Source organism: Pseudarthrobacter phenanthrenivorans (genome assembly GCF_036455295.1).
GTDB lineage: Bacteria > Actinomycetota > Actinomycetes > Actinomycetales > Micrococcaceae > Arthrobacter > Arthrobacter phenanthrenivorans_C.
In genome coordinates this window covers 72,040-94,485 of sequence record NZ_JAYXNX010000006.1, presented here as the reverse complement: position 1 = coordinate 94,485, position 22,446 = coordinate 72,040, and the positions used below count along the sequence as shown (strand labels likewise).

23 protein-coding genes are annotated in these 22,446 nt (G+C 65.6%); 14 read left to right on the top strand and 9 right to left on the bottom strand.

Going from position 1 to position 22,446, the window contains the following annotated elements:
• Window positions 1-193: 193 nt before the first annotated feature.
• Complete coding sequence (locus VXJ37_RS09835; RefSeq protein ID WP_331322855.1) at window positions 194-1,285, bottom strand: type I restriction endonuclease; 1,092 nt, start codon at window positions 1,283-1,285, stop codon at window positions 194-196.
• A 268-nt stretch (window positions 1,286-1,553) separates the two neighbouring features.
• Between VXJ37_RS09835 and VXJ37_RS09830 the strand changes: the two genes are divergently transcribed.
• The 4 genes from VXJ37_RS09830 (at window position 1,554) to VXJ37_RS09815 (ending at window position 6,262) form a co-directional block, all read left to right on the top strand.
• Window positions 1,554-3,020 carry an HNH endonuclease signature motif containing protein gene (locus VXJ37_RS09830; protein ID WP_331322854.1) on the top strand — a complete coding sequence of 489 codons (1,467 nt, stop codon included), beginning with the start codon at window positions 1,554-1,556 and terminating at the stop codon, window positions 3,018-3,020.
• A 419-nt stretch (window positions 3,021-3,439) separates the two neighbouring features.
• The gene (locus VXJ37_RS09825; protein ID WP_331322853.1) at window positions 3,440-4,498 is read left to right on the top strand and encodes a hypothetical protein; all 1,059 of its coding nucleotides are present in this window, start codon (window positions 3,440-3,442) and stop codon (window positions 4,496-4,498) included.
• Between the two features lie 177 nt (window positions 4,499-4,675).
• Window positions 4,676-5,131 (top strand): SRPBCC family protein, encoded by a 456-nt coding sequence (locus VXJ37_RS09820; protein ID WP_141945734.1) that lies wholly within the window; start codon window positions 4,676-4,678, stop codon window positions 5,129-5,131.
• A gap of 237 nt (window positions 5,132-5,368) precedes the next feature.
• Window positions 5,369-6,262, top strand: a complete 894-nt coding sequence (locus VXJ37_RS09815; protein ID WP_331322852.1) for a patatin-like phospholipase family protein — start codon at window positions 5,369-5,371, stop codon at window positions 6,260-6,262.
• Window positions 6,263-6,315: 53 nt separating this feature from the next.
• On the opposite strand, the gene VXJ37_RS09810 is transcribed toward VXJ37_RS09815, so the two are convergent.
• The 3 genes from VXJ37_RS09810 to VXJ37_RS09800 all read right to left on the bottom strand — a co-directional run bounded on the left by VXJ37_RS09810 (window position 6,316) and on the right by VXJ37_RS09800 (window position 8,532).
• Window positions 6,316-7,677 (bottom strand): MBL fold metallo-hydrolase, encoded by a 1,362-nt coding sequence (locus tag VXJ37_RS09810; RefSeq protein WP_331322851.1) that lies wholly within the window; start codon window positions 7,675-7,677, stop codon window positions 6,316-6,318.
• A gap of 128 nt (window positions 7,678-7,805) precedes the next feature.
• Window positions 7,806-8,090, bottom strand: a complete 285-nt coding sequence (locus VXJ37_RS09805; protein ID WP_331322850.1) for a DUF427 domain-containing protein — start codon at window positions 8,088-8,090, stop codon at window positions 7,806-7,808.
• Window positions 8,091-8,172: 82 nt separating this feature from the next.
• Window positions 8,173-8,532: a VOC family protein gene (locus tag VXJ37_RS09800; RefSeq protein ID WP_331322849.1), complete on the bottom strand. Its 360-nt coding sequence runs from the start codon at window positions 8,530-8,532 to the stop codon at window positions 8,173-8,175.
• A gap of 262 nt (window positions 8,533-8,794) precedes the next feature.
• Here VXJ37_RS09800 and VXJ37_RS09795 point away from each other — a divergent pair, with 262 nt between their 5' ends.
• From VXJ37_RS09795 to VXJ37_RS09780, 4 genes are all read left to right on the top strand, one after another.
• On the top strand, window positions 8,795-9,109 hold the full coding sequence (locus VXJ37_RS09795) for an ArsR/SmtB family transcription factor (protein WP_331322848.1): 315 nt from the start codon (window positions 8,795-8,797) through the stop codon (window positions 9,107-9,109).
• Window positions 9,106-9,513 (top strand): SRPBCC family protein, encoded by a 408-nt coding sequence (locus tag VXJ37_RS09790; protein WP_331322847.1) that lies wholly within the window; start codon window positions 9,106-9,108, stop codon window positions 9,511-9,513. Before VXJ37_RS09795 ends, VXJ37_RS09790 begins: the two co-directional genes overlap by 4 nt.
• Window positions 9,514-9,616: 103 nt before the next feature.
• Window positions 9,617-9,865 carry a hypothetical protein gene (locus tag VXJ37_RS09785; RefSeq protein WP_331322846.1) on the top strand — a complete coding sequence of 83 codons (249 nt, stop codon included), beginning with the start codon at window positions 9,617-9,619 and terminating at the stop codon, window positions 9,863-9,865.
• A gap of 180 nt (window positions 9,866-10,045) precedes the next feature.
• Window positions 10,046-10,750 carry an SOS response-associated peptidase gene (locus VXJ37_RS09780; protein WP_331322845.1) on the top strand — a complete coding sequence of 235 codons (705 nt, stop codon included), beginning with the start codon at window positions 10,046-10,048 and terminating at the stop codon, window positions 10,748-10,750.
• Window positions 10,751-11,146: 396 nt separating this feature from the next.
• Here the strand turns inward: VXJ37_RS09780 and VXJ37_RS09775 are convergent, their stop codons facing one another.
• The 3 genes from VXJ37_RS09775 to VXJ37_RS09765 form a co-directional block, all read right to left on the bottom strand.
• Complete coding sequence (locus tag VXJ37_RS09775; protein ID WP_331322844.1) at window positions 11,147-11,710, bottom strand: hypothetical protein; 564 nt, start codon at window positions 11,708-11,710, stop codon at window positions 11,147-11,149.
• A 69-nt stretch (window positions 11,711-11,779) separates the two neighbouring features.
• Complete coding sequence (locus VXJ37_RS09770; RefSeq protein ID WP_331322843.1) at window positions 11,780-12,898, bottom strand: DUF5671 domain-containing protein; 1,119 nt, start codon at window positions 12,896-12,898, stop codon at window positions 11,780-11,782.
• Window positions 12,895-13,377 carry a hypothetical protein gene (locus VXJ37_RS09765; RefSeq protein ID WP_331322842.1) on the bottom strand — a complete coding sequence of 161 codons (483 nt, stop codon included), beginning with the start codon at window positions 13,375-13,377 and terminating at the stop codon, window positions 12,895-12,897. The genes VXJ37_RS09770 and VXJ37_RS09765 overlap by 4 nt, the downstream gene beginning before the upstream one ends.
• A 323-nt stretch (window positions 13,378-13,700) precedes the next feature.
• Between VXJ37_RS09765 and VXJ37_RS09760 the strand changes: the two genes are divergently transcribed.
• The 3 genes from VXJ37_RS09760 (at window position 13,701) to VXJ37_RS09750 (ending at window position 17,324) form a co-directional block, all read left to right on the top strand.
• A complete protein-coding gene (locus tag VXJ37_RS09760; protein WP_331322841.1) occupies window positions 13,701-15,071 on the top strand; it encodes an MFS transporter in 1,371 nt (456 codons plus the stop codon).
• An 86-nt stretch (window positions 15,072-15,157) separates the two neighbouring features.
• The gene (locus tag VXJ37_RS09755) at window positions 15,158-16,414 is read left to right on the top strand and encodes an aminopeptidase P family protein (RefSeq protein WP_331322840.1); all 1,257 of its coding nucleotides are present in this window, start codon (window positions 15,158-15,160) and stop codon (window positions 16,412-16,414) included.
• A 73-nt stretch (window positions 16,415-16,487) separates the two neighbouring features.
• Window positions 16,488-17,324: an IclR family transcriptional regulator gene (locus VXJ37_RS09750; protein ID WP_440589794.1), complete on the top strand. Its 837-nt coding sequence runs from the start codon at window positions 16,488-16,490 to the stop codon at window positions 17,322-17,324.
• A gap of 40 nt (window positions 17,325-17,364) precedes the next feature.
• Here VXJ37_RS09750 and VXJ37_RS09745 read toward each other — a convergent pair whose 3' ends face one another.
• Window positions 17,365-18,117: a ZIP family metal transporter gene (locus tag VXJ37_RS09745; RefSeq protein ID WP_331322838.1), complete on the bottom strand. Its 753-nt coding sequence runs from the start codon at window positions 18,115-18,117 to the stop codon at window positions 17,365-17,367.
• A gap of 120 nt (window positions 18,118-18,237) precedes the next feature.
• Here VXJ37_RS09745 and VXJ37_RS09740 point away from each other — a divergent pair, with 120 nt between their 5' ends.
• Window positions 18,238-18,702: a peptidase gene (locus tag VXJ37_RS09740; protein ID WP_331322837.1), complete on the top strand. Its 465-nt coding sequence runs from the start codon at window positions 18,238-18,240 to the stop codon at window positions 18,700-18,702.
• Window positions 18,703-18,756: 54 nt separating this feature from the next.
• Window positions 18,757-19,047: an antibiotic biosynthesis monooxygenase family protein gene (locus VXJ37_RS09735; RefSeq protein WP_331322836.1), complete on the top strand. Its 291-nt coding sequence runs from the start codon at window positions 18,757-18,759 to the stop codon at window positions 19,045-19,047.
• Window positions 19,048-19,133: 86 nt separating this feature from the next.
• Here VXJ37_RS09735 and VXJ37_RS09730 read toward each other — a convergent pair whose 3' ends face one another.
• On the bottom strand, window positions 19,134-20,750 hold the full coding sequence (locus VXJ37_RS09730; protein ID WP_331322835.1) for a PucR family transcriptional regulator: 1,617 nt from the start codon (window positions 20,748-20,750) through the stop codon (window positions 19,134-19,136).
• A 106-nt stretch (window positions 20,751-20,856) separates the two neighbouring features.
• Between VXJ37_RS09730 and VXJ37_RS09725 the strand changes: the two genes are divergently transcribed.
• Window positions 20,857-22,389 carry a purine-cytosine permease family protein gene (locus tag VXJ37_RS09725; protein WP_331322834.1) on the top strand — a complete coding sequence of 511 codons (1,533 nt, stop codon included), beginning with the start codon at window positions 20,857-20,859 and terminating at the stop codon, window positions 22,387-22,389.
• Window positions 22,390-22,446: the final 57 nt, after the last annotated feature.

Sequence of the window (22,446 nt, the reverse complement as noted above, 5' to 3'; positions counted from 1 at the left end):
TAGCGTAGAACCACGCCTGGGCCCCAGACCAAGAACTGTCGCTGCGTTCACGGCTTCAGCGGAAACATATCGTCATGACAGCGTCGATCATAGCTAAGTCCAGCCCGATGGGGTGGCCCCCGGCCATTTTTTTGCACGGCGTGGGAATCGGCGATTCCAGTAAGGAGCGGGTCGAAGGCGGTTACGGACGCGTTCACAGGTAGCTCTTCACGGTGGCGCGCAGCGCTTCGGTGTGCTCGTAGATTTCCTCGAGGGAATCAATGGGGACCCGGGTTTCTTCCTTGCTGTCGTTGAAGATACCGATGTACTTCTGCGTCCGGTTGAAGTGAAGACGGGCAATGGGCTTGCGGTTGTTATTGTCCAGAAGAACTGCAAAATAGGACTTCGCGTCCCGTTGAGCGACTCGAACTGGCTTCACCTCGCTACAGACGATTGCGCGCACAATTTGGTAGCCCTCGATCTCCTCAAGAGTCGTCTCCAAACCATCAGCCTCAGCGAGATCCGCTTCTGCAACCGGAGCGCTAGTGACGGCAGCGGGTACTGCCGCTTCATCAGTCTGGGGAAATCCGGGGTTTCCGAGGGCCTTCTTCAGTCGTTCGTTGACTTGGTCATTGAGGAACTGCTTGGTGGCCTTCGCAACCAGCGTCGTAAACTGCTCCCGCACCTTTTGTGTGTAAGGCCCGGAATAGACGCGCGCCGTCAGGAACTTGACCCAATCATCTTCTGGTTCCTTGAACTGGGCTGCCAGCGTCCTTTTGAGTTCGCCGATGTATTTCAATTCGCCGGCTGCGCTGATGATCGAATCCAAATCGAAGACGTCCTTGGAGAGCTTTTGGAGCTCGGGGATCAGAGACTGGTCGATATCGTTCAGGTCCAGCACAAGAAAGGGCTTGGCATCCATGCGGTTCGGTGCGTCCAGATCGGTGAAGAACTGATAGACCTCACCGTTGGTCAGGATGGCGATACGAGCATTGGTGACGGCGAAGTACCGGAAAAGCTGTGAGGCATGCTCGATCTTTACGGGTTCCGTTGACTTCTTGCACTCGATCAAGATTTGGACTTCGCCGTCCTTGACGACCGCGTAGTCGATCTTCTCGCCTTTTTTGAGTCCCACATCGGCGATGAATTCCGGGACGACCTCCAATGGATTGAAGACATCGTAGCCAAGAATTGTCGAAATGAACGGCATAACGAACGCGTTCTTTGTTGCCTCCTCCGTCTGAATAACACCCCGCTGCTGACGCACCTTTGCCGCCAGCGCTGAAAGTTTTTCTGCAAACTCCATGACTTACCCCCAATTAGGCCGCTATTGATGGACGCATCTATGTGTCCATTAAGTTCAAGCTGATGAAGCAAAAACTTACATCCGAACAGCGACATTTACACGCATTGGCCGTTCAATTCCCCCCGGTCCGCGCCCATCCTGGAAGATGAAGGCGCACGACGACGGGTGGCCACCTGCCGTCGCCGGCCCAGCACAAGCCGGGCGGGGCTTGTGCGGGGGCCATAGGCGGCGAACTCAAAATGTCAGACCCTGGTGGCAGGCTGTGGTTATGGAAACCAGGGCGGTTGTGGATGCGAAGGGCGGGGCCGGTCTGGCTGATGCCGTCACGTCCCTGACCGCGATGGTGGACGAACTGACCGGAGCCCTGGGCGGATCTTCGGAAGCTGCGGATAATGCTTACGGCGTTGACAGTCATGATCCGCTTCGGGAGCTTGCCGTGTCCTGCCTGGACGGCCTGGGCGCCGTGGCCCGGATCGAGGCTGCCACTGCCGCGGTGAAAGTGCGGTTGCTGGCGCAGTATGCAGAGGCAACTGCCGCGATGGAAGCGCCGGCCGAAAGCGCCTACGAGTCGTCGGCGCGCGAAGTGAGCTTGGTCGCGGAAATCGCGTGCGTGCTGACTGTTGGGGAACGCGCCGCAGCAGCACTGCTGGGGGAGGCCCACGCGCTGACCCGGACCTTGCCGGCGGCACTGGCTGCCTTGCAGGCCGGGGAGATTTCATGGCAGCACGCCCGGATCCTCGTCGACGAAACCAGCGGTCTCGGCACTCCCGCTGCTGCTGCACTGGAGGCGCACTTCCTGGACCCGGGCGCACCGAATGCGGCCAGGGGCGCCCCCGCGGGGGAGCTGGCACCGGCCCGCTTCCGCCGGAAGGTGCGTGCCTGGCGGGAGCGCCATCATCCGGAATCCCTCCAAAGCAGGCCCGCGAAGTCGGTTGAAGACCGGCGGATGGAGTATTCGCCGGACCGCGATGGCATGGCATGGATCTCGCTCTGGGTGGCTGCGGGCACGGCGTCTGCCATTTGGAACAAAACGTCTGCCTTGGCGCGTGGACTGCAGGGACCTGATGAACCGCGCACGCTGACCCAGCTCAGGGCTGATGTGGCCGACGGTTTGCTGCTGGGAAAACCGGGTGAGCTGGCCGGGTCTGTGCCGTCTCTCAAGGCGGATGTGCTGGTCACGGTTCCGGTCTTTTCCCTCCTCGGTGCCACGGACGAACCCGCCGAACTCGACAACTACGGACCCATCCCGGCATCGATGGCGCGTGCACTCGTTTCGGAAGGCGCCAGCTCGTTTTACCGCGTACTGGTGGACCCCCGCGACGGAACGCCGCTTGAAATTGGCCGGACCAGCTACCGGCTCCCGGAGGCACTCAAGCGGTGGTTGAGGATGCGGGACGGAAAGTGCACCTTCCCAGGCTGCAGCAACCCCAGCCAGGACAACGAAGCGGACCACCTCGTAGCCTGGGAGCGCGGAGGCGCCACCGGCATCAGCAACCTCGGGCAGTTGTGCCCCAAACATCATCGACTCAAGCATCGAAGCGGCTGGAGCCCCGGTCCGGCTGCCATGAATGAGCCACCCGGTTGGATCTCGCCAGCCGGCCGTCACTACAACGCCGAACAACCGGACCGGGAACCAACACTTTGGCCCCCGGGCTGCCTGCCGGAAACCGGCTGCCTGCCAAAGGAAGGCAGCCCACTGGAGGCAGTGATCGTCGACTTCCTCATGGCCTCGTAGCCGCTGGATCAAACCCGCGCGTGGCAAATTGACGCCCGTAAGCAGCCAGTAGCTGTGTTGCCGGCGGCATGGGGGCGGTCCTGCGTGTCCTGCCGACGTACCGGCGCTGTAGGCCCGCCGGTTGACGTTCGCGAACCGGCGGGCCCCGGAAGACGCACGAGCACTTCGCAGCTGACGCGCGAGCACGTTGTCCCTTCCCGTTCACCCGCCAGCCACCGTGGCGCCGCAAACCGTTACGGCAGGCAGAGCAGTCTTTTCACGCACCCTTCCGCCCTCCAACAGTTCCTTACCGCCCGCGACTCCTCAGCCCGCTGCGCCTAAACCCCGGTCCTGCCGGGAACAGTCCAGCCCGGCACAGACGGGTCCGGCCCAGCCCAGTTCACCGCCAACCCAGAGCCCACGAGAAACAGGACCATCCCATGCCCTCAAAGACAATGAAAACCGCGACGGCGGCACTCACCCTGGCGTTCGGCCTCCTCGCGTCCCAGCCCGCCTTCGCCGGATCAGCCCACGCGGCGGATAACAGCAACGACAGCAACCAGGCTTTCACCTTCGCCGCCATCGGTGACATCCCGTACGGCGCCACCGAGATCGCCAAGTTCCCCTCGCACATCCAGGATCTCAATGCGGACAAGGAGCTCAAGTTTGTAGCACACGTGGGCGATATCAAGAACGGCTCTTCCGTCTGCTCTGACGAGTACTTCTCCTACATCCGCGCCCAGTTCGACACTTTCACCCACCCGCTGGTCTACACGCCCGGGGACAACGAGTGGGTGGACTGCCACCGCACCAACAACGGCGCCTACAACCCCTTGGAACGCCTGGCCAAGATCCGGGAGGTCTTCTTCAACCAACCCGGCAAGACCCTCGGCGCCACCATGCCGGTGAAGTCGCAGGAGAACCTGGAGCTACCCGAGGATGTCCGCTTCGAGAAGAACCGGGTGGCCTTCTCTGCTCTGAATGTCCAGGGCAGCAACAATTCGCTCCTGCCGTGGACCGGGCTGGGCAAGACCACCCCGACGCCGGAACAGTTGGCCGAGGTGCAGCACCGGACTGACGCCGTCATCGCGCAGATCCACCAGACGTTCGACGACGCCAGGCGCAGCAACGACCGCGCTGTGGTGCTCATGCAGCAGGCCGACATGTTCGATCCGTCGCTCCTGGCCGACGCCACCGCCAATCCAGACACCGTCTCCGGCTTCCGGGAAGTCGTGCAGGCCATCGTCGAAGAAACCAATAGCTTCGACGCTCCCGTCTACCTCATCAACGGCGACAGCCACATCTTCACGGCGAACCAGCCCCTCGCCGCCGGTTCGCCCTGGCTGGACGTCTACGGCGCACCCGCCGCTGACAACCTGCAGCGCATCACCGTGGACGGCGCCAACAATGCCGTGGACTACGTCCGCTTCACAGTGGCCGGCAACAATGCCAAGGGAGACGACGTCCTTAGCTGGGAAAAGGTCCCCTTCAGCCAGTAGGCACCAGCGGGAAGGGGACGATGGCGGGTACCCACCCGCCGTCGTCCCCTTCCCGCTTTTAGGTCTGGACACTGATGATGGGCGGACTTATCGTGCAAGGGTGGCGGCTGCCTGACCGGCAGGATGGCAAGCCTTGCCGGTCCGCTGTTGCGGCCGTCCAATAGAAGGAGGCAGCAGATGGCACACGTTCAAGAGGTTGAAGAGACCGTTGAAGTCGCCGTCCCGGTGCGGACCGCGTACAACCAGTGGACCCAGTTCGAATCCTTTCCGAAATTCATGTCCGGCGTGGAGTCGATTACGCAACTGACGGACACCACCAACCACTGGATCACCAACGTGGGTGGCGTCAGGCGGGAGTTCGATACGGAAATCGTCGACCAGGAGCCAGACGACCGGATCGCCTGGCGCAGCATTGACGGCAAGTCGCACGCCGGCATCATCAGGTTCACGCCGCTGGACGCCAACCACACGAAGGTCAAGGTCCACTTCGAATGGGCACCGGAAACCGTTACTGAAAAGGCCGGCGCCGCACTCAAGATCGACGAGATGCAGGTGAAGGCCGACATGCGGAAGTTCAAGGATTTCCTTGAGTCCCGCGGCACTGAAACGGGCGGCTGGCGCGGCGAAGTCTAGGAAAGAAGCCAGGGTGGGCGGACGACGGCGGGCGCCCACCCGCCGTCGTCCGGTTCCTGTACCTGTTGTGTACCGCGGGGTCGGTGTGTCAGGATTCCCCTGATCGTGACCCGTCCCAGGAGGTGAGACCCATGAATGCTGTATCCGTAATGGGCGCTCCCCTGAAGCCAACGATCTCGCGGTTGAACTAGCCGCCACCGGGAGCGCCGAACACGCTATTCGCGAAAGGCGACTCCCATGAACTCAACACCATCCTCACAGGCCTCCTCCCAACGCGCCCTCGTCCTTGGCGGCGGCGGATCAACAGGCAACGCATGGCTGGTCGGCGTCCTCGCCGGCCTGGCCGATGCGGGCCTGGACATCACCGGCGCCGATCGCGTCATCGGAACCTCCGCCGGATCCACCGCCGCCGCCCAGATCGCTGGTACCACTCCGGCCGAACTCTATGCCGCCATTCTTGACGCACCGCTCCCGCAACGGCCCCGCCCGGCGGCAGCCGCAGCGTCGACCAATCCCGTGCCAAACCACCTTGCGCGGACCGGCAGGATCATCGCCGCCTCCAAGGACGCGTCCGACATGCGGCGGAGGATGGGTGCGGCCGCCCTGGACCTGGCCGAAGGCTTTGACGCCTCCGAGCGCTGGCGTGCAACCGTCGCCGCACGGTTGCCGAAACCCGAATGGCCGGACCACGAACTGCTCATCACTGCGGTCGACGCAGAGACCGGTGAACCGGTGGTCTTTGACCGCCACAGCGGCGTGGACCTGGTGGACGCGGTGGCCGCGAGCTGTTCCAGCGCCTCCGCGTACAGGATTGGCAACCACAGCTATATCGACGGCGGCTACCGGCGCAACGAGAACGCCGACCTGGCCGCCGGCTGCGGGCGCGTACTGGTGTTGTCACCCTTCGGCGGGAGGACGAGGATGCCGCTGGAATGGGGCATGCAGCTGCCAGCGCAAGTGGCGGAGCTGCAGGCGGCCGGCAGCACGGTGGAAACGGTTTTCCCGGACGGCGAATCAGAGCACATGTTTGGGCCCAACGCGATGAACCTGTCCCTGCGCCCGGCAGCCGCAGAAGCCGGCTACAACCAAGGAAAGGCACTGGCCGAACGGCTCTCGCAATTCTGGTGCTGACAACAAGGGGCAACCAGGCAAAGCTGACGACGGCGGGCGCCCACCCGCCGTCGTCAGTGCTCCTTCGGGTGTACCACTGGAAGTCCGGCCTTCTCCGCACGGTTGAAGTTCCCGTCAATGTGCACCACGTCGCGGCCGGCGCGCTGCAGGAGGCTCGCCGCCACGGCCGAGCGGTATCCCGAGCCGCAGTGTACCCAGAGCCGCCCAGGGGGGACTTCGTCCATTCGGCGGAGCAGCTCGTGGACAGGGATGTTCACGGCGTCCCGGATGTGGGAGTCCCGGAACTCATCGGTGCGCCGGACGTCCAGGACGGTGTCATCCCCGGGCTTCTGCAGGACTTCCTTCCAGCCCACGCTCCCGTACCGGGAGGTGGCCGCCCCCGGTGCCACTTCCGCGGGTCCAGTGCCGATGGCTGCATCCGGGTTGTCGATGCCAATGCGGGACAGATCCCGGATAGCGTCCTCCACGTCCTGCCGCCCGCCGACGAGGGTCAGCTTTTCGTTCCAGGGGAGCACCCAGCCCAGGAACGCGGTGAACTGCGTGCCGTCGCCGTATTCAAAGCTGACGCTCCCGCTGAGGTGGTTGCCGGCAAACGCAACGCGGTTCCGCAGGTCCACCACCCACTCGCCGCGCCCCAGCCGGGATACCAGCTCATTCCCGTCCAGGGAGTCCGGCAAGTCCAGGGCCGGCGCGGTGGGCCCGGCCATGTTGATGGGAGCCATGTGCGCGTAGTAGGAGGGGTAGGCCGTGAGGTTATGGATGAGCTCGCGGACAAAATGCTCTTCGTCGGCGTCGGTGAGGGCATGGTTTTCCGCCAGCTGCTCGCCGATGGTGGAGGATTCCGCTCCGCTGGCCGGCCCTGATGAACAGAAGGAACCGAAGCCATGGGTGGGGTAGAGGCCAGCGTCCTTGCCGGCTTTCGCCACCAGGCGGCGTACCGAGGCGTACTGGTGGTGGGTCAGCGGCTCGGTGTCTTCCGCGCTCACCAGGTCGGTGCGTCCCACGGAGCCGTAGAGCAGGCTGCCGCCGGAAAACACGGCCTGCCGGTCACCGTCGGTGATGATGTAGGAGAGGTGGTGGTGGGTGTGCCCGGGCGTCGCAACCGCTTTGAGGACCAGCCTCCCGATGTGGACGGTGTCACCGTCCGAAACCGGCTGCCGTTGGTACGGGACGTCATCCTCCGCGCTGACCAGGTAGGCAGCGTTGTGCGCCTTGGCCAGCTGCAGGCCACCTGTTACGTAGTCATTGTGGATATGGGTTTCCGCCACGTGCGTGATTCGCACGCCGGCATCGGCCACAGCCTTGTCTACACGGTCGGTGTCGCGCTGGGGATCGATGACCACACCCACCTCCCCGTCGTGGACCAGGTACGTGCGGTCGCCGAGTTGGGGCGTTTCGATCGTGACGACTTCCATGTCCCAATTCCTCCTCGAATGGGTGCTCACCTGATCGTCACGTTACCCCGCGTCCAATGCGGCCGGTACCCCCGCAAACGGAAGCGGACGACGCCGGGTCCCCCCGGCGTCGTCCGCTTCAGTCCCTGCTATTCCTCGATGGTGACGCCGCGCCAGAATGCGATCCGGTCCTCGATGTGCCTGGCGCGCGCCTTGGGCTCCGGGTAGTACCAGGCCGCGGCATCGTTCAGCTCGCCGTCCACTTCCAGCGTGTGGTAGCTGGCCGTCCCATTCCAGGGACAAAAGGTGTTCTTGGTGCTCTCCCGAAGGTAGGCCGCGTTGACGGCGTCGCGCGGAAAGTAATGGTTCCCTTCCACCACCACGGTGTCCGCGGACTCGGCAATGACTTTCCCGTTCCAGATAGCCCTGACCATGAGGTTCCTTCCGTCGCTGCCGCCACAGAATCGTGACGGTACGGATGCCAACGGCCGGGCCGGCGGACTTGTTCCCGGGGCCCTACTCCGGGCTCTTGTCGATCACACAGAACCGGTTTCCGTCCGGATCCTCGAGGACTACGAAGTCGGGATCTTCGGGGTACATGTCCCAGTCGACGCGCTTGGCCCCGAGCGAGACCAGCCGTTCCACCTCCGACTCCTTGTCATCCGCATACAGGTCCAGGTGGATCCGCGGGTGCTCCTGCACGTGGGTTTCGCTGAGCATCAGGGACAGTAACGCGCCAGGGCCCGACGCCGGCGCAAGGGTCACCCACGTATCGTCACCTTCTTCCCGCGGGACATAGCCCAGGGCGTCATGCCAGAAGCTGGTGGCGGCGGCGATGTCGTTGACGCCGAGGACAATGGTTCCGATAGTCAACATCGGGCCAGCCTAAACCTGGCAGATGCAGTCCCGCTAGACTCGCCAGCATGGGGGAGAACAACACGCCTGATAAGGGCCGACCGCCCAAACGCGCCTAGGTTCCGGCCGCAGATCGGCCTGGCCCTCATGGTCGCGGGGCTGCTGGTGCCCGCCTTCCGGGCGGGATACAGGATGGGCCGGCGGGGGACATCCCTGGGCGGCGGTAACGCCTGAACAGCCACGGCGGTTGATATGTCGGAAATTTCCGACGTATACTTCCGGGGTGCTTCCCGATGTCTTCGCTGCCGTGTCCAACCCGGCCCGGCGCGTCATCCTGGACGAGCTCAGGCACGGCCCAAGGACGGCCGGCGCACTCACCGGGATGCTGGACCTCAGCCGGCCGGCAGCGTCCGAACACCTCGCAGTGCTCCGCGAAGCAGGACTGGTCCGGGAAGAGCGGCAGGGCAGGAACAGGGTGTACCACCTCCAGCCTGCGGCTCTGGCCGAGATCGGCGGCTGGGTAAAGCACTTCGAGCACTACTGGAACCAGCGGCTGGATGCCCTGGCAGACCTTCTGGACGAGGAGAAACCGTCATGACCGAGAACGCCATCCGACTGGAACGCCGCTACGCCCACCCCAGGGAAGCAGTGTGGGCCGCGCTGACCACCCCCGAGCTGCTGGCCCGCTGGTGGGCGCCGGGCAACATTGCCCCCGTAGAGGGCCACCGCTTCACCATGGACATGGACGCCTGGGGCCAGCAGCAGTGCGAAGTCCTCACCGTGGACCCCGGCACCTCCATCAGCTTCCTTTTCTCCGAAGGCCAGCTGCACACCACCATCACCTGGCGCCTGGAACCGGTGGACGGCGGCACCATCCTCCACTTCGAGCACGCAGGCTTCCAGCTGGACACCCCCATGGGCCGCCATGCGATCGAGGGCATGGGCAACGGCTGGCCGGGACTCCTCGGCCGCCTCGACGGCATCCTCGCCCACGTCTCCTGACGCAGTTGGTGGGCGTACGACGGGGGGAAGCGCCCGCCGTCGAACGCCACCCGGTGCTCCTTCCGGCCGTTTACTGATGGAAGGAGAGGGGTAACCATGAAGTATGACTGACTCCGGACCCGGCGGCGCCAACGACCCCTTTGACGGCAATGACGAGATCGTTGCCGGAACCGATCACGCGGAGACGCCTGAGACCATCGCCGAGGATGTCCGGCACGACATCCAGCTGGGCCACGTCCAGGACGACGTCAGCCATGTCCTTGAGGAACGCTTCGAGGAAGCAGGCATCCAGGCCCGGCCCGAAGAAGTGGACGACCTCGCCGAAGAAATCGAGCGGGAAGCCTCCAGCTGACCCCTGGACCGGGCGGGCCTGAAACGGCGGGTAACGACCTGGACCAGTGCGCTGGCCGTGTTGGGCGCATGGCCCCCAGGGGTCATACCGGTGGTCCAGGTGGCCCGCCCCTTGCAGCCGGAATGATGACGCCGGGCGGGGGCAACCGCTGACCAGGGCCGCGTCCGGCAGAATGGCCTTATGTGCGGCAGATACGTAATGTCCAAGGCCACCGGCGACCTTCTGAGCTACTTTGACGCCAAGGAAGTCGAGGGTACCCCGCCCCCGCCCAGTTGGAATGTGGCACCCACGGAGCCGGTTCCGATAGTGGCCGAGCGGCTGGACGAAGGCAGCATCGAGCGGCACCTGCTCGTGGCCCACTGGGGACTGGTCCCGTCCTGGGCCAAGGACATCAAGATCGGCAACAAACTGATCAACGCCCGCAGCGAAAGCATCCTGGAGAAGCCCTCGTTCCGCAAGGCGGCAGTGAAAAGGCGCGCCATCCTTCCCGCTGACGGCTACTACGAATGGCAGAAGACGGAGGACGGCAAGAAGATCCCCAACTACCTGTACTCCGGGAAGGAACCGGTGCTGGGCTTCGCGGGCCTGTACGAGTGGTGGGCCGACCCGTCCGTGCCCGAGGATGACCCGGGCAGGTGGCTTCTCAGCTGCACCATCCTGACCACCACCGCGCAGGACGCGCTGGGGCACGTCCACGACAGGTCGCCGGTGATCATTCCCCGCGACCGCTTTGCTGACTGGCTGAACCCGGACCTGACGGACAAGAACGACATCCAGCACCTGCTGGACTCGTTGCCCGAGCCGGTCCTGACGCCCCGGGTGGTCAGCACCAGGGTCAACAGCGTACGGAACGACGGGCCGGAGTTGATCGAACCGGCCGAGTGACAATGTTGTCTCCGGGGCCGTCCGCCTGCCAGCCGTGGCTTTAGGGCCAGTCGGCCCGGGTGAAGCGGATGGGACTTCGCAGCGTCAGAAGGCAGTCCGACGTCCACTCCGCCGCCCTGCGGCCGTCCAGCGGATCAGGCGCAGCAACCTGCCCAGCATCCTGGTTCGCGGTGTCCTGAAGACCTTCGGCTGAGCTTTTCATATGTCCCCCTTGGCAAAACCTGTGTGCCAACCCTAGGGACCGCCGGAGGCGCAGGGAAGAGGGTTAATCCACTGGCGGGATAAACTTCGCAAATCTTGAGGATGACTGCCCATATGCCGGTGGCAGCCAGCACCGTTCACCCATCGCCGGCCTCCTTCGCCAGCTCAAACGCTAGGCGGCGCTGCGTTGCCCAGCTAGGGGCGTAGGACCCGGCCAGGTGCCGCGCTGCCGCTGACCGCAGCGCTGCCGGCGGCCGCCAGGGGAATGACCTCCACCGGGGAACCAGGTCCCGCGAGTACCAGCACATATTGCGCTGCGACCCCCTCCAAGGCAGCCGCAACCTGCGCGACGGCCTCCGCAACCCCCGGCAACGGGGCGGACGACGGCGGAAGTCCGGGGCCCCCGTCGTCCGCCCTCAGCCAGGTGGTCACCTTGGCGCCCCCGGTGGCTTCCGTGATCCCGCGGGCGAAGGCCTCGGGGTTCACGGCGCCGGCCGCGTAACCACTGACCAGGGTGATCCGCTCAATCACCCTTCTAGGGGCGGGGGCAGCGGCCGCGAGCAGGGCGCGGTCGTGGCGCCACAGGGCAAAGTGGTAGCCCGCCACCAGCCCCGCCGCCACCAGGAGGCCGAGCGGCGCGCGGATGCGGTCCAGCAGGCTGCCGCCGGAAACGTCACCCAGCAGGTACTCGAAGAGCCGGTAGCCGATGACGAGCAGGGTAATGAGCGCCACCACGGCGCTGACGCCAAAGAATGCCACCAGGTAGAGGCGGCGGCCCGGCGGAATGTCCCCGGCGGTCCGGGGTTGGTGGCGGGGTTTCCACGCCAGCTACCAGACCGGTGCTCCCACCGCCAGTGAGCTGAGGCCGCCAAGGAGCAGGGTCCGGGTGGCACCTCCGGCGAGCGGAGAGACGGCGGCAGCCAACAGGGCATTCACCACTACCCCTACACCCGAGGCAGCTGCGGCAAGTGCCGCCGCGGACGTGACCAGGAGGCTGGCACGCCGGGTCCGGGTGGAGCGGTGGACGGAGGCGGTGCGGTGGAAGCGCCACACCAGCGCCCCGATGGCCGCGGCGGCGATTGCCGGGGCGAGTGGCTCCAGCAGGTCGTTGATGGGGCCGCTGCGGTCGAACGCCAGCCGCAGGAGGACAAACAGGATGACACCCAGCCCTCCCAGGGCGGTGATGCCGGCCATGAAGACGCCCACGCCAATGATCGTGACGTCCACCAGCCCGGTCTGGAACCTGCGGCCGCCCTCCCGGAACCAGTGCCACCACCACACCGCCGCTCCGCCGGCCGCCCAGATGAGGGACCTGATTACATCGAACCACCAGGGTTCAAAGCCGGCCGTTGCCGTGAAACCCCGGATCGCAACGTCCAGGAGGACGCTCAGTGCGGCGATGGCAGCACCGGCGCCCATCAGCAGTCCGAAGACCGAGCCGACGACGGCCCTCACGTCCTCGAGGTGCGATGACGGCTTGCGGGGGTGCTTCCACATCCACCGGTGCCACCCCCAGATCGCGGCCCAGACTATTCCGTTGGCCAGTGGGGACGGCCACTGGCTTTCCTGCGTGCCAATAAAGGATGAGGCGAGATCCAGCAGCGACGTGGTGGCGATGATGAGCGAGACCGCGTACATCCCGGTCAGGTAGAGGCCCCAGCCGGGCGCCCTGCGCTCTGCCTCGTCGTCAAGCCGCCGCCAAACGAACCACCACAGCAGCAAGGCCAGTGGGCCGCCGATCAGGGTGAAGGCCAGCGACAGGGCCAGCCCGGCGACGTCGCCGGAGACCAGCGTGGACGCGGTACGGAAGAGGCGCTCCAGCAGGCCGCTGAGTCCGGAGGCTGCGATCACCACCAGGGCAAACAACAGGACATACAGGATCAGGCGGCGAAGGGTTGCCAGTCCGCCGGCCGGGGCGGAGGCTGTGGCGGCTGCAGGGGAGCTCATTGCTTCACCGGCGCTACGGTGCAGGCCATCAGCGGATACGGCGGCTGGTCAATCATCCATTTCCCATTCACTTTAAGGAGCGAGAAGGCGTCTTCCGTCTCGTACTCGGACGGGCCGAACGGTCCGCCCTGGGACGAGTGCACGATCGAAACCCTCACGGTGGCTGTATCGGTGCGTTCCGTCGTCGAAACCAGGACCACGCGGGCCGGACTTGGCTCGCCCGTATACGCGCCGCTGCACCGGCTCCTGGCACCCTCGGTGAGGTAGGACCCGGCGGCGGGGAGGTCGCCGTCGATTACTGCTTTGCTGTACCGCTGGACCACGCCGGCGGGGCTTGCCTCATCCAGCGGGGCAGGCTCGCCCCGGGTGAAGACCACTGCCAGGGCCACCACCACCAGCACCACCACCACACCCACCAGAGCGAGCAGGATCCTGTCGGGTCTTCGGGCCGAACGGTCCGCCGCCGTGGTGTCGTCCATGGGGGAAGTATGGGGCATGCAGGGGGTGTTCGCCCGTGTCTTTTGGCCCGTATGTGGGAAGGCCCGGGACCGCACACGGAATTTGCAAGGGGCAGTGCCCCCGCAGCGACGACACGCGTTGCTTCATAGAGACAACTATGTTGCTTTGAACGCAACTATTTTTGTGCAGCTCAATGGAGCCTGTCTGATCGCCGCCACGAGCTCTTCTGTTGGCAAAGCCTAAGCATGGCTTTGGGAAAACTCTTGACTGTGTTGCGCGTCACGGCCTATCTTGAAACAACCACGTTGCAAGCAATGCAACTCCAACTTTTATTGGTGGTTTCATGAGTACCGAACAAAACTCACCCGGGGCAGGAGTGGTTGCCGCTGACGCCAACCTTTCGGCCCGGGCAGGCCAGGGAGTGGAAAACGCTGTGGCCAGCAAGGACGTACGACGCCGGGTGGTCACCGCCAGCTTCATCGGCAACTTCGTCGAATGGTTCGATTACGCGGTGTACGGCTACCTGGCCGCAGTCATTTCCTCAGTCTTCTTTCCAGAAGCGGACCGGCAGACCGCGCTGCTGGCTACCTTCGCCGTCTTTGCCATCTCGTTCTTCGTCCGTCCCCTGGGCGGCTTCTTCTGGGGTCACATCGGCGACAAGCTGGGCCGGCGCAAGGCCCTGTCCCTGTCCATCGTCATCATGTCCGTCTCCACGTTCTGCATCGCCCTCATCCCCGGCTACGGAACCATCGGCATGCTGGCCCCGCTCCTGCTGCTTCTGGTCCGCGTGGTCCAGGGCTTCTCCGCGGCGGGGGAGTACGCCGGGGCTTCAGCCTTCCTGGTGGAATACGCGCCGGCCAACCGCCGGGGACTCTATGCCGCCGTCGTCCCTGCCAGCACCGCTGCGGGCCTGCTCCTTGGCTCGCTGATCGCGGCACTTCTCAGCTCGGTGCTCAGCACCGACCAGCTGCACGAGTGGGGCTGGCGGCTGCCGTTCCTGCTGGCGGCTCCCATGGGCCTGATTGGCCGCTACATCCGCACCAAGCTGGAGGACACCCCGGCCTTCCGCGCACTGGCTGACCAGGAAGAATCCGCTCCCAAGGCGCCCGCGCTGGACATGTTCCGCACCTACCGCAAGCAGCTGGTGATCGCGTGCGGCGCGGTGCTGCTCAACGCCGTCGGCTTCTACGTCATCCTCAGCTACATGCCCACGTACCTGTCGGAGGAACTGGGCTTCGGCCCCACCGAGTCCTTCCTCGCCACCACCATCGCGCTGGCCAGCTACATCGGCTTCATCTTCCTCACCGGCATCGCCTCGGACCGCTTTGGCCGCAAGCGCATGCTGATCACCGCATCCGTGCTGTTCATGCTGCTGACCGTTCCCGCCTTCATGCTGCTGGATACCGGCAACTTCCTGGTGATCGTCCTGGTCCAGATCCTCCTGGGCGGCATGCTCACCCTGAACGACGGAACGCTGCCCAGCTTCCTGGCCGAGCTGTTCCCCACCAAGGTCCGGTACAGCGGCTTCGCCGTCAGCTTCAACCTTTCCAACGCCCTCTTCGGCGGCACGGCCCCGTTCATGGCCACCCTGCTGATCGGCATGACCCAGAGCAAGCTGGCCCCCGGCTGGTACCTCGTCGCCGCCTCCGCCGTCTCCCTGATGGCCGTGCTGTTTGCCGCCGAAACCTCCCGGAAGCCACTCAAGCACCTCTGACCAAGAGGTCTCCACAAGCCAACCTCACTACGCAAACCAACACCGGCTGCACAACGGCAGCCGGCACCCATTAGAAAGGCACACCCGTGACCATCACCGCTGACAACGCGTCCTCCATCGCCGAACTGGAGCGCCTCAAGGTCCTCCACATCGGCTCAAAGGGCAAGCTCACGTTCTCCGACGCTGAGTTCGAGCGCCGGCTGGGCGGCCTGCGCCGGATCATGGCCGCCAAGGACCTGGATGCCGTCATCCTCACCAGCTACCACGGCATCAAGTACTACTCCGACTTCCTGTACACCACGTTCGGCCGCAACTACGCCCTCGTCGTCACCGCAGACGACTCGGTCACCGTCACCGCCAACATCGACGCCGGCATGCCGTGGCGCACCTCCTACGGCGAGAACATCGTCTACACCGACTGGCGCCGTGACAACTTCTACTTCGGCCTGCAGGAGGCCCTGCGCCAGCGCGGCGTGAAGGCCAACCGGATCGGCGTCGAGGACGACTTCCTCCCGGGCCTGACCCGCGAGAAGATCTCCGCTGCCTTCCCCGGCGCCCAACTGCTGGACGTCTCCCAGGACGCCATGCGCCAGCGCATGATCAAGTCCGCCGAGGAAATCGAGGTCATCAAGCACGGCGCCCGCATCGGCGACCTGGGCGGCGAAGCCATCCGTAACGCCATCCGCGAAGGCATCAGCGAGTACGAGGTTGCCCTGGTCGGCACCGAGGCGATGGTGCACGAGATCGCCAGGACGTTCCCCCACCGCGAAGTCCGGGACACCTGGGTGTGGTTCCAGTCGGGCATCAACACCGACGGTGCCCACAACTGGGCCACCACCCGCAAGCTGCAGCAGGGCGACATCCTCTCGCTCAACTGCTTCCCCATGACCTCCGGCTACTACACGGCCCTGGAGCGCACCCTCTTCCTGGGCCAGCCGGACGAGCGGTCGCTGGAACTGTGGAACATCAACGTCGAGGTGCACCGCCGCGGCCTGGAACTCATCAAGCCCGGTGCCGTCTGCAAGGACATCGCCGCCGAGCTCAACGAGATCTACATCAGCCACGGCCTGTTGGCGAACCGCACCTTCGGTTACGGCCACTCCTTCGGCGTCCTCAGCCACTACTACGGCCGCGAAGCTGGGCTGGAGCTGCGCGAGGACATCGACACCGTCCTTGAACCCGGCATGGTGGTCTCCATGGAGCCCATGATCACGGTTGCGGACGGCCTGCCCGGCGCCGGCGGCTACCGCGAGCACGACATCCTGGTCATCGGCGAGGACAACTCGGTGGAGAACATCACCAAGTTCCCGTTCGGGCCCGAGCACAACATCATCGAGGCGTAAGCAACTGAACAGCCGGGGCGGTGCCGTGGACCACGGCGCCGCCTTCGGCGTCTACCGCAGACGATAGGGAAAGATGGTGTCCACCATGACTCCTGCAAAGACCTCCGACAGCAACGGCAACGGATCCGGCACCAACGGCGGGCAGGACGCGAAAGGCGCCTCCGTCGTCGTCAACGCCATCGCCGTCCTGCGCACCTTCACCGCGGACGAGCCGCTGCTGGGGGTCACCGAAATTGCCAACCGCGTGGGCATGCACAAGAGCAGCGTCTCCCGGATCCTGGCAACCTTCGAGCAGGAAAACCTTGTGGAGCGGGACCCGGAAACCAAGCGGTTCCGCCTGGGCCTGGGGCTTATCGCCGTCGCTGGACCGCTGCTGGCGGAAATGGAGGAACGCCGGGTGGCGTACCCGGTGCTGCGGCAGCTGACCGAGCAGACGGGGGAAACCAGCGCCCTCATGCTGTGGAACGGGGACGAGGCCATCTGCGTGGAGCAGATCGCCAGCCACCACCAGATCAAGCACACCACGCCCCTCGGTGCCCGTTACCGGGACGCGATGAGCGCTTCCGTCCAGGTGTTCCTGTCCACGCTGCCGGCCGAGCGGGTGCGGGAGCTGCTGCGCAGCGGGACCATCACCTTTCCAGGATTGGACGACGACGGACTGGCGGCTTATGAGGCCCGGCTCCAGGGTGTTGCGCAGCGGGGATGGGCGGGGAACTACGGCGAATCGTCCATGGACGAGGTGGGCGTGGCCGCACCCGTCCGCGACCACCGCGGTGACGTTGTGGCCGCGGTCCTCATTCCGGCGCCCCGCTTCCGGGTGTCCAGGGAACAGTTCGAGAGCCTGGGCGACGCCTGCGTGGCGGCAGCCGCCAAGGTGACCACCCGCCTGGGCGGCAGACCGGCAAGGTGAGCCTGGAAAGGCAGGCCTTTCCAGGCTCCACGGGGGCTCGTCAGCGTAACGCTTGTTCAATCATGAGCACCGAGAGGAAACCGATGTAGAAGGCGCTTGAGCCGATGGCGGTCTCACCCTGGGCGTGCGCCTCGACGAGGAGCTCTTCCGTGGCCAGATACATGAACGCCACGGCCCCAAAGGCAAGCACTGCGGCCAGTACCACCGGCGTGGCCCCGGCGAGCAGCCACAGGCCAAGGAATGTACCGGCGACGGTGAGGAGCGACAGGAGTACGGGGACCGCAATAACCACTGCGCTCCGGACTTCCGTACCGAGGGCCCCTGCCAACGACAGGCCGACAAAGAGGTACTCGATGGCCAGGGCAATCGACAGCAGCACCCCGGTATGGCCGCCGGCGGTGAAGCCGGCCCCGAGGATGAGCCCGTCGATAAAGAAGTCAACGGCTGTCGCGCCGATCATCCCCCATGGGAGGCCGGAGGTCTGCAGGGCGCCGGTCCCTTTTTCAAGACGTCCCGTGAGGGCGCGCATGCCGAACATCACTGCAATACCGGCGGCGAAACCGACAATTGCGACCAGTCCGCTTTCGCGCACCACGTCCGGCAGTAGTTCCAGGGCTGCGGCCGCGATGACCACACCGGCCGCGAAGTGCTGCAGTCCGCTGGTGGCCCGCGGCCCCGGAGTGCGCAGGGTGGCTGAGATGCCGGCCCCGCCGGCTGCAAGTACCGGGACAAGGGTTAGAACCAGTTCCGCAGACTGCACAAATCCCACCCGCCCCGTTCCGTCCCTTCGCATCCACGCCCATCGTAGGACGTGCAGCGGTTTCAGGCGCCCGGGCCGGCAGGGACCGTAGTCCCGACGGAGCCAACTGTCCCTTGCGATAATGTTCGGGTGCATGCAGATAAGGCCCGTGGCTTGAATCCGGAGGACCCTGGCCTCTCCACCCTCTCCACCGTCCAGATCCCGGGGCACGGCCGCTTCCACGTGACTGGCTCAGCCCTGGAAATGGTGCGCGTGTTCGGTGGGGTACTTCATTGCTACCTGGGCAATGGCGGCTGCAGGAAGCAGGGCCTCTACTTTTCCCGGACCCTGCCCCGTAAGCCACTGCGCTGCCGCATCATGCCAGAACAGCGGGACCAAACCCATCTAGGGACCGGGGAGCCCGACATGGAGATCAGCGTTGGCCACGACCTCGCTCCCAAGCTGGATGGAGCAGTCCTGGACTTCGGTCTCTACAACAAAATGCAGCGCTTCGTCTGGCGGTCCCTCCCCGGTGTGAAAGGGCCCCAATGCACCTGCCTCCGTTCAACCGGAGTCCCGGCCGGCAAACGGTCCCCCTGCCTCGATGATGCCGGGATCGGCCTGACTGACCTGCCTTAGCCACTGCTTTCCGGACTGTCCCGCACCCACCCACCCCAGAAAGGAACACCAACCATGTCTGTCGTAAAGATCAACGCAATCCACGTCCCGGAGGGAAAGGGTCCCGAACTTGAACAGCGTTTTGCGGCCCGTGCGCACGCTGCCGACGGCCAGCCGGGATTCGAGGGCTTTCAGTTGCTCCGGCCAGTCAAGGGCGAGAGCCGCTACTTTGTTGTGACCACCTGGTCCACGGAAGAGGATTACCAGAACTGGCGCAACGGCCAATCCGGCGAACAGCACGGTGGCGACCGCAAACCGGTGGCCACCGGCGCCGACCTGCTTGAGTTCGAAACCGTCGAATTCTGATTTACCCTCCATCCCCGGCTGGCGGTTCCCGGTGGGGAATAGCCCGATCCACGGCCTTTTGTCCCCCCCTTCCCGCAGGTTGGAGGTCAGGGCAGCCCTGCCATCCGGGCCGCCAAGTGCAGCGCCGCGAGCCGGCCGGTGCCGCGAGGGTCTCCTCCGCACAACTCGAAAATCCGTTGTAGCCGGTGATGCATGGACTGCCGCTCCAGGTGCAGTTCGCGGGCTGACTGCGCCGTGTTGCAGCCCGAGTCCAGCCACACCTGAAGGGTCTCCAGGAGTTGGGACTGGCGCTGCGCGTCATGCTCCAGCACTGCCCTCAGCTGCCGGTTGACGAACGCATCGCGTGCCGAGGCGTCCAGGCAGGTCAGGGCGAGGCTTTCCACCGCGGCGTCCCCCGCATCAATGACCACCAGCCCGCGGGCGGGATACCGCCTGCGGGCCGAGGCGTTCCGGCGCCGGATCTGGCGAATCTCCAGGGCACGGCGGGCTTCCGCCAGCGACCAGGCGGCTTCCGCCACTCCGCCGGCCAGCGGCCCCACGGCGATCACGGCATCCGGGTCCCCCTCCAGCGCCTGCAGCGCCTCCAACAGCCGGCGCCTTTCCCCGGCGGGATCGGCGCGGGGCAGGCCAATCATCACCACCAGTTCGGCGTCGTCGAGGTAGGCGGCGCAGGGAATCCGCCGCGAACTCAGGAAATTTTCGACGGCGCCACGCAGCTCTTGCGGCGACGCCGCGTGGATTGCCGCCACCACCACGGGGGAATCCGTGGGGAAGCCGGCGCCCGGCGCCAGCTGCTCGAGCCGCCACTCCGGTGCCGCGTTGAGTACGGCGCGCATCAGTTCAGCCCCTGCCAGGGCGTGCAGCCCGGGGGGCGTGTGCTGCAGCAGTGCCAGCCCAAGGATGTCCACGGCCCGTTCCCCGGCCACCCGCGCCAGCGCCGTGTCGGCGTCCTCCGGTACCTGAACCTCCAAGCGGCCCATCAGGACGCCGCGCACGGGGATGTCCACGCTGATCACCGCTCCGGCGGCTGCCGGAAAAAGGCTGCCGTGCCCGCCCTGGCCCGGGCCGGCGTCGTGGGCTGCTCCTTCGTCCGGCTGCGCCTCCTCCGCCTTCGCCCCTTGCGTCCCAAGCCAGCCCTCGGGGACGGCGCTGCCCAGGGTGACTCCCCATGGGGAGGTGAGCTTCACGCCGGATCCGGTGATGCCCGCAAGGACGCCCAGGATCTTGTCCAGCGAGGCGCCGTGGGCCAGCTCCGCGGCCATGGCCCGCGTGGCGGCGTCGGCCTGCTGCAGGTGCCCCACCGACTCGCTCACCAGCATGGAGTTGATGGCCTGCATGACGCCCACGAACGGAACCACCTTGCGCAGTTCCACAACGGGCAGGCCGAACTCCTCCGCCGTCTGCAGCATGTCGGCAGGAATCTCCGGCAGGGCGCCCCCGGTTTCAATCGCGAGCGCAGCAATGCCGCGCTGGGCCAGTTCGCGCACATAGTCTTCGCGTTTGGCCGGCGTGGCCGTGGCCAGGGTGATGCCGCCGCACAGAAGCAACTCCCCGCCCCGGAGCAGGGGAGCGATGTCCAGGACTTCGCTGGAGTGGACCCAGCGGACGGGCTGCGCATCTGCCACCGCGCCCAGCGGGTGGACCACTGGGTCTGCGGCGGCGAGGGCGGGATGGGCGAGTATTTCGCCAAGAAACACTGACACGACGTTCCGTAACGTAGTAGGAGGATCTGTTCGACAGATCGTATCTTGTTCCTTGTGATGAGGGCCACATAGCCTTTTGGTACTTATCCACCTCACGGAGGCCCCCATGCAAGAAAAGCTTTCTTCAGCCGCGCACGGCCAACCAGGCGAGGCCGCGCAGGACCACAGCGTTGTGGACCACGAAGCCTGGCTGCAGCCCATTCCTGAATCAGCACGCACACGCAAGGTATCCGGCCAGTTCTGGATCTGGGCGGGAGCCAACCTGGCCCCCATCAACTGGGTGCTGGGGGCACTCGGCATCCAGTTGGGACTCGGGCTCGCGGACACCATCACGGTCCTGGTGCTGGGCAACCTGATCGGCATGCTGCTCTTTGGCTGCTTCGTCCTCCTTGGCCAGAAAACCGGAGCCACCGGCATGGTCCTGGCCCGGGCAGCCTTCGGACGCCGAGGCAACTACCTGCCGGCCGCCATCCAGGCCCTGCTGGTCATCGGCTGGTGCGCGGTCAACACCTGGATCATCCTGGACCTGGTCATGGCGCTCTTCGGAACCCTCGGCTGGGTAGACCCCGAAGCCCCCAACTACGGCTGGAAGATCGGCGTTGCCACGTTCATCATGGCCCTCCAGGTGGCCATTGCCTGGTTCGGGTACAAGGCCATCGCGGCCTTCGAGAAATGGACCGTGCCGCCCACCATCCTCATCCTCGCCGTCATGTCCGCCGTCGCCTGGTTCGGCATGGACATCAACTGGGGCTACGCCGGACCTGCCGGCGCCATCCTGGAAGGCTCCGAGCGGATCGCGGCCATGAGCGCCGTCATGACCGCCATCGGCATCGGCTGGGGCATCACCTGGTTCACCTACGCCGCTGACTACTCCCGGTTCGTCAGCACCAGCGTCCCCAAGAAAAAGGTGTACCTGGCCTCCGTGCTGGGCCAGTTCATCCCCGTGGTGTGGCTCGGCGTCCTGGGCGCCAGCCTGGCCACCAACAGCGGCCAGATCGATCCCGGCAAGCTGATCGTGCTCAACTTCGGCGCCATGGCCCTGCCTGTGCTGCTGATGGTGCTCCACGGCCCCATCGCCACCAACATCCTGAACATCTACACCTTCTCCGTTGCCACGCAGGCCCTGGACATCTCCATCAGCCGGCGCAAGCTCAACCTGTTCGTCGGCGTCTTCTCGCTGGGCGCCGTCGTCTTCTTCATCTTCCAGGAGGACTTCGCCGCGGTGCTCGACGCCTGGCTGATCGGCCTGGTGGCCTGGGTGGCCGCCTGGGGCGGGATCATGCTGGTGCACTACTTCTGGCTGGAGAAGCGCTGGCCCGCTGGCACGGACCGCCTGTTCGACGGCGTCGGCACCAAGCGGCTGCCAGGCGTGAACTGGGCGGGCGTCGTCTCCCTCGTGGCCGGCATCGTCGCCACCTGGCTGTTCATGTACGGCCTGATCCCCATCATGCAGGGACCCATCGCGGTAGCCCTGGGCGGCTGGGACCTCTCCTGGCTGGCCGGCGGCCTGACCAGCGCCGGCGTGTACGCCATCCTCGGGCCGCGGCAGCACATCCGCTACCTCGCCCTCGAGCCCCGGGCGGCAGCTGAAACCGAGGGCCAGCCGGCCGGCACCACGCCCGCCCTTCCCGCCCTCTAAGCGGCACAACTCCTCTTCCCCGCAGAACCTGGCGGGCGCCCTGCGCCCGCCGAAAGG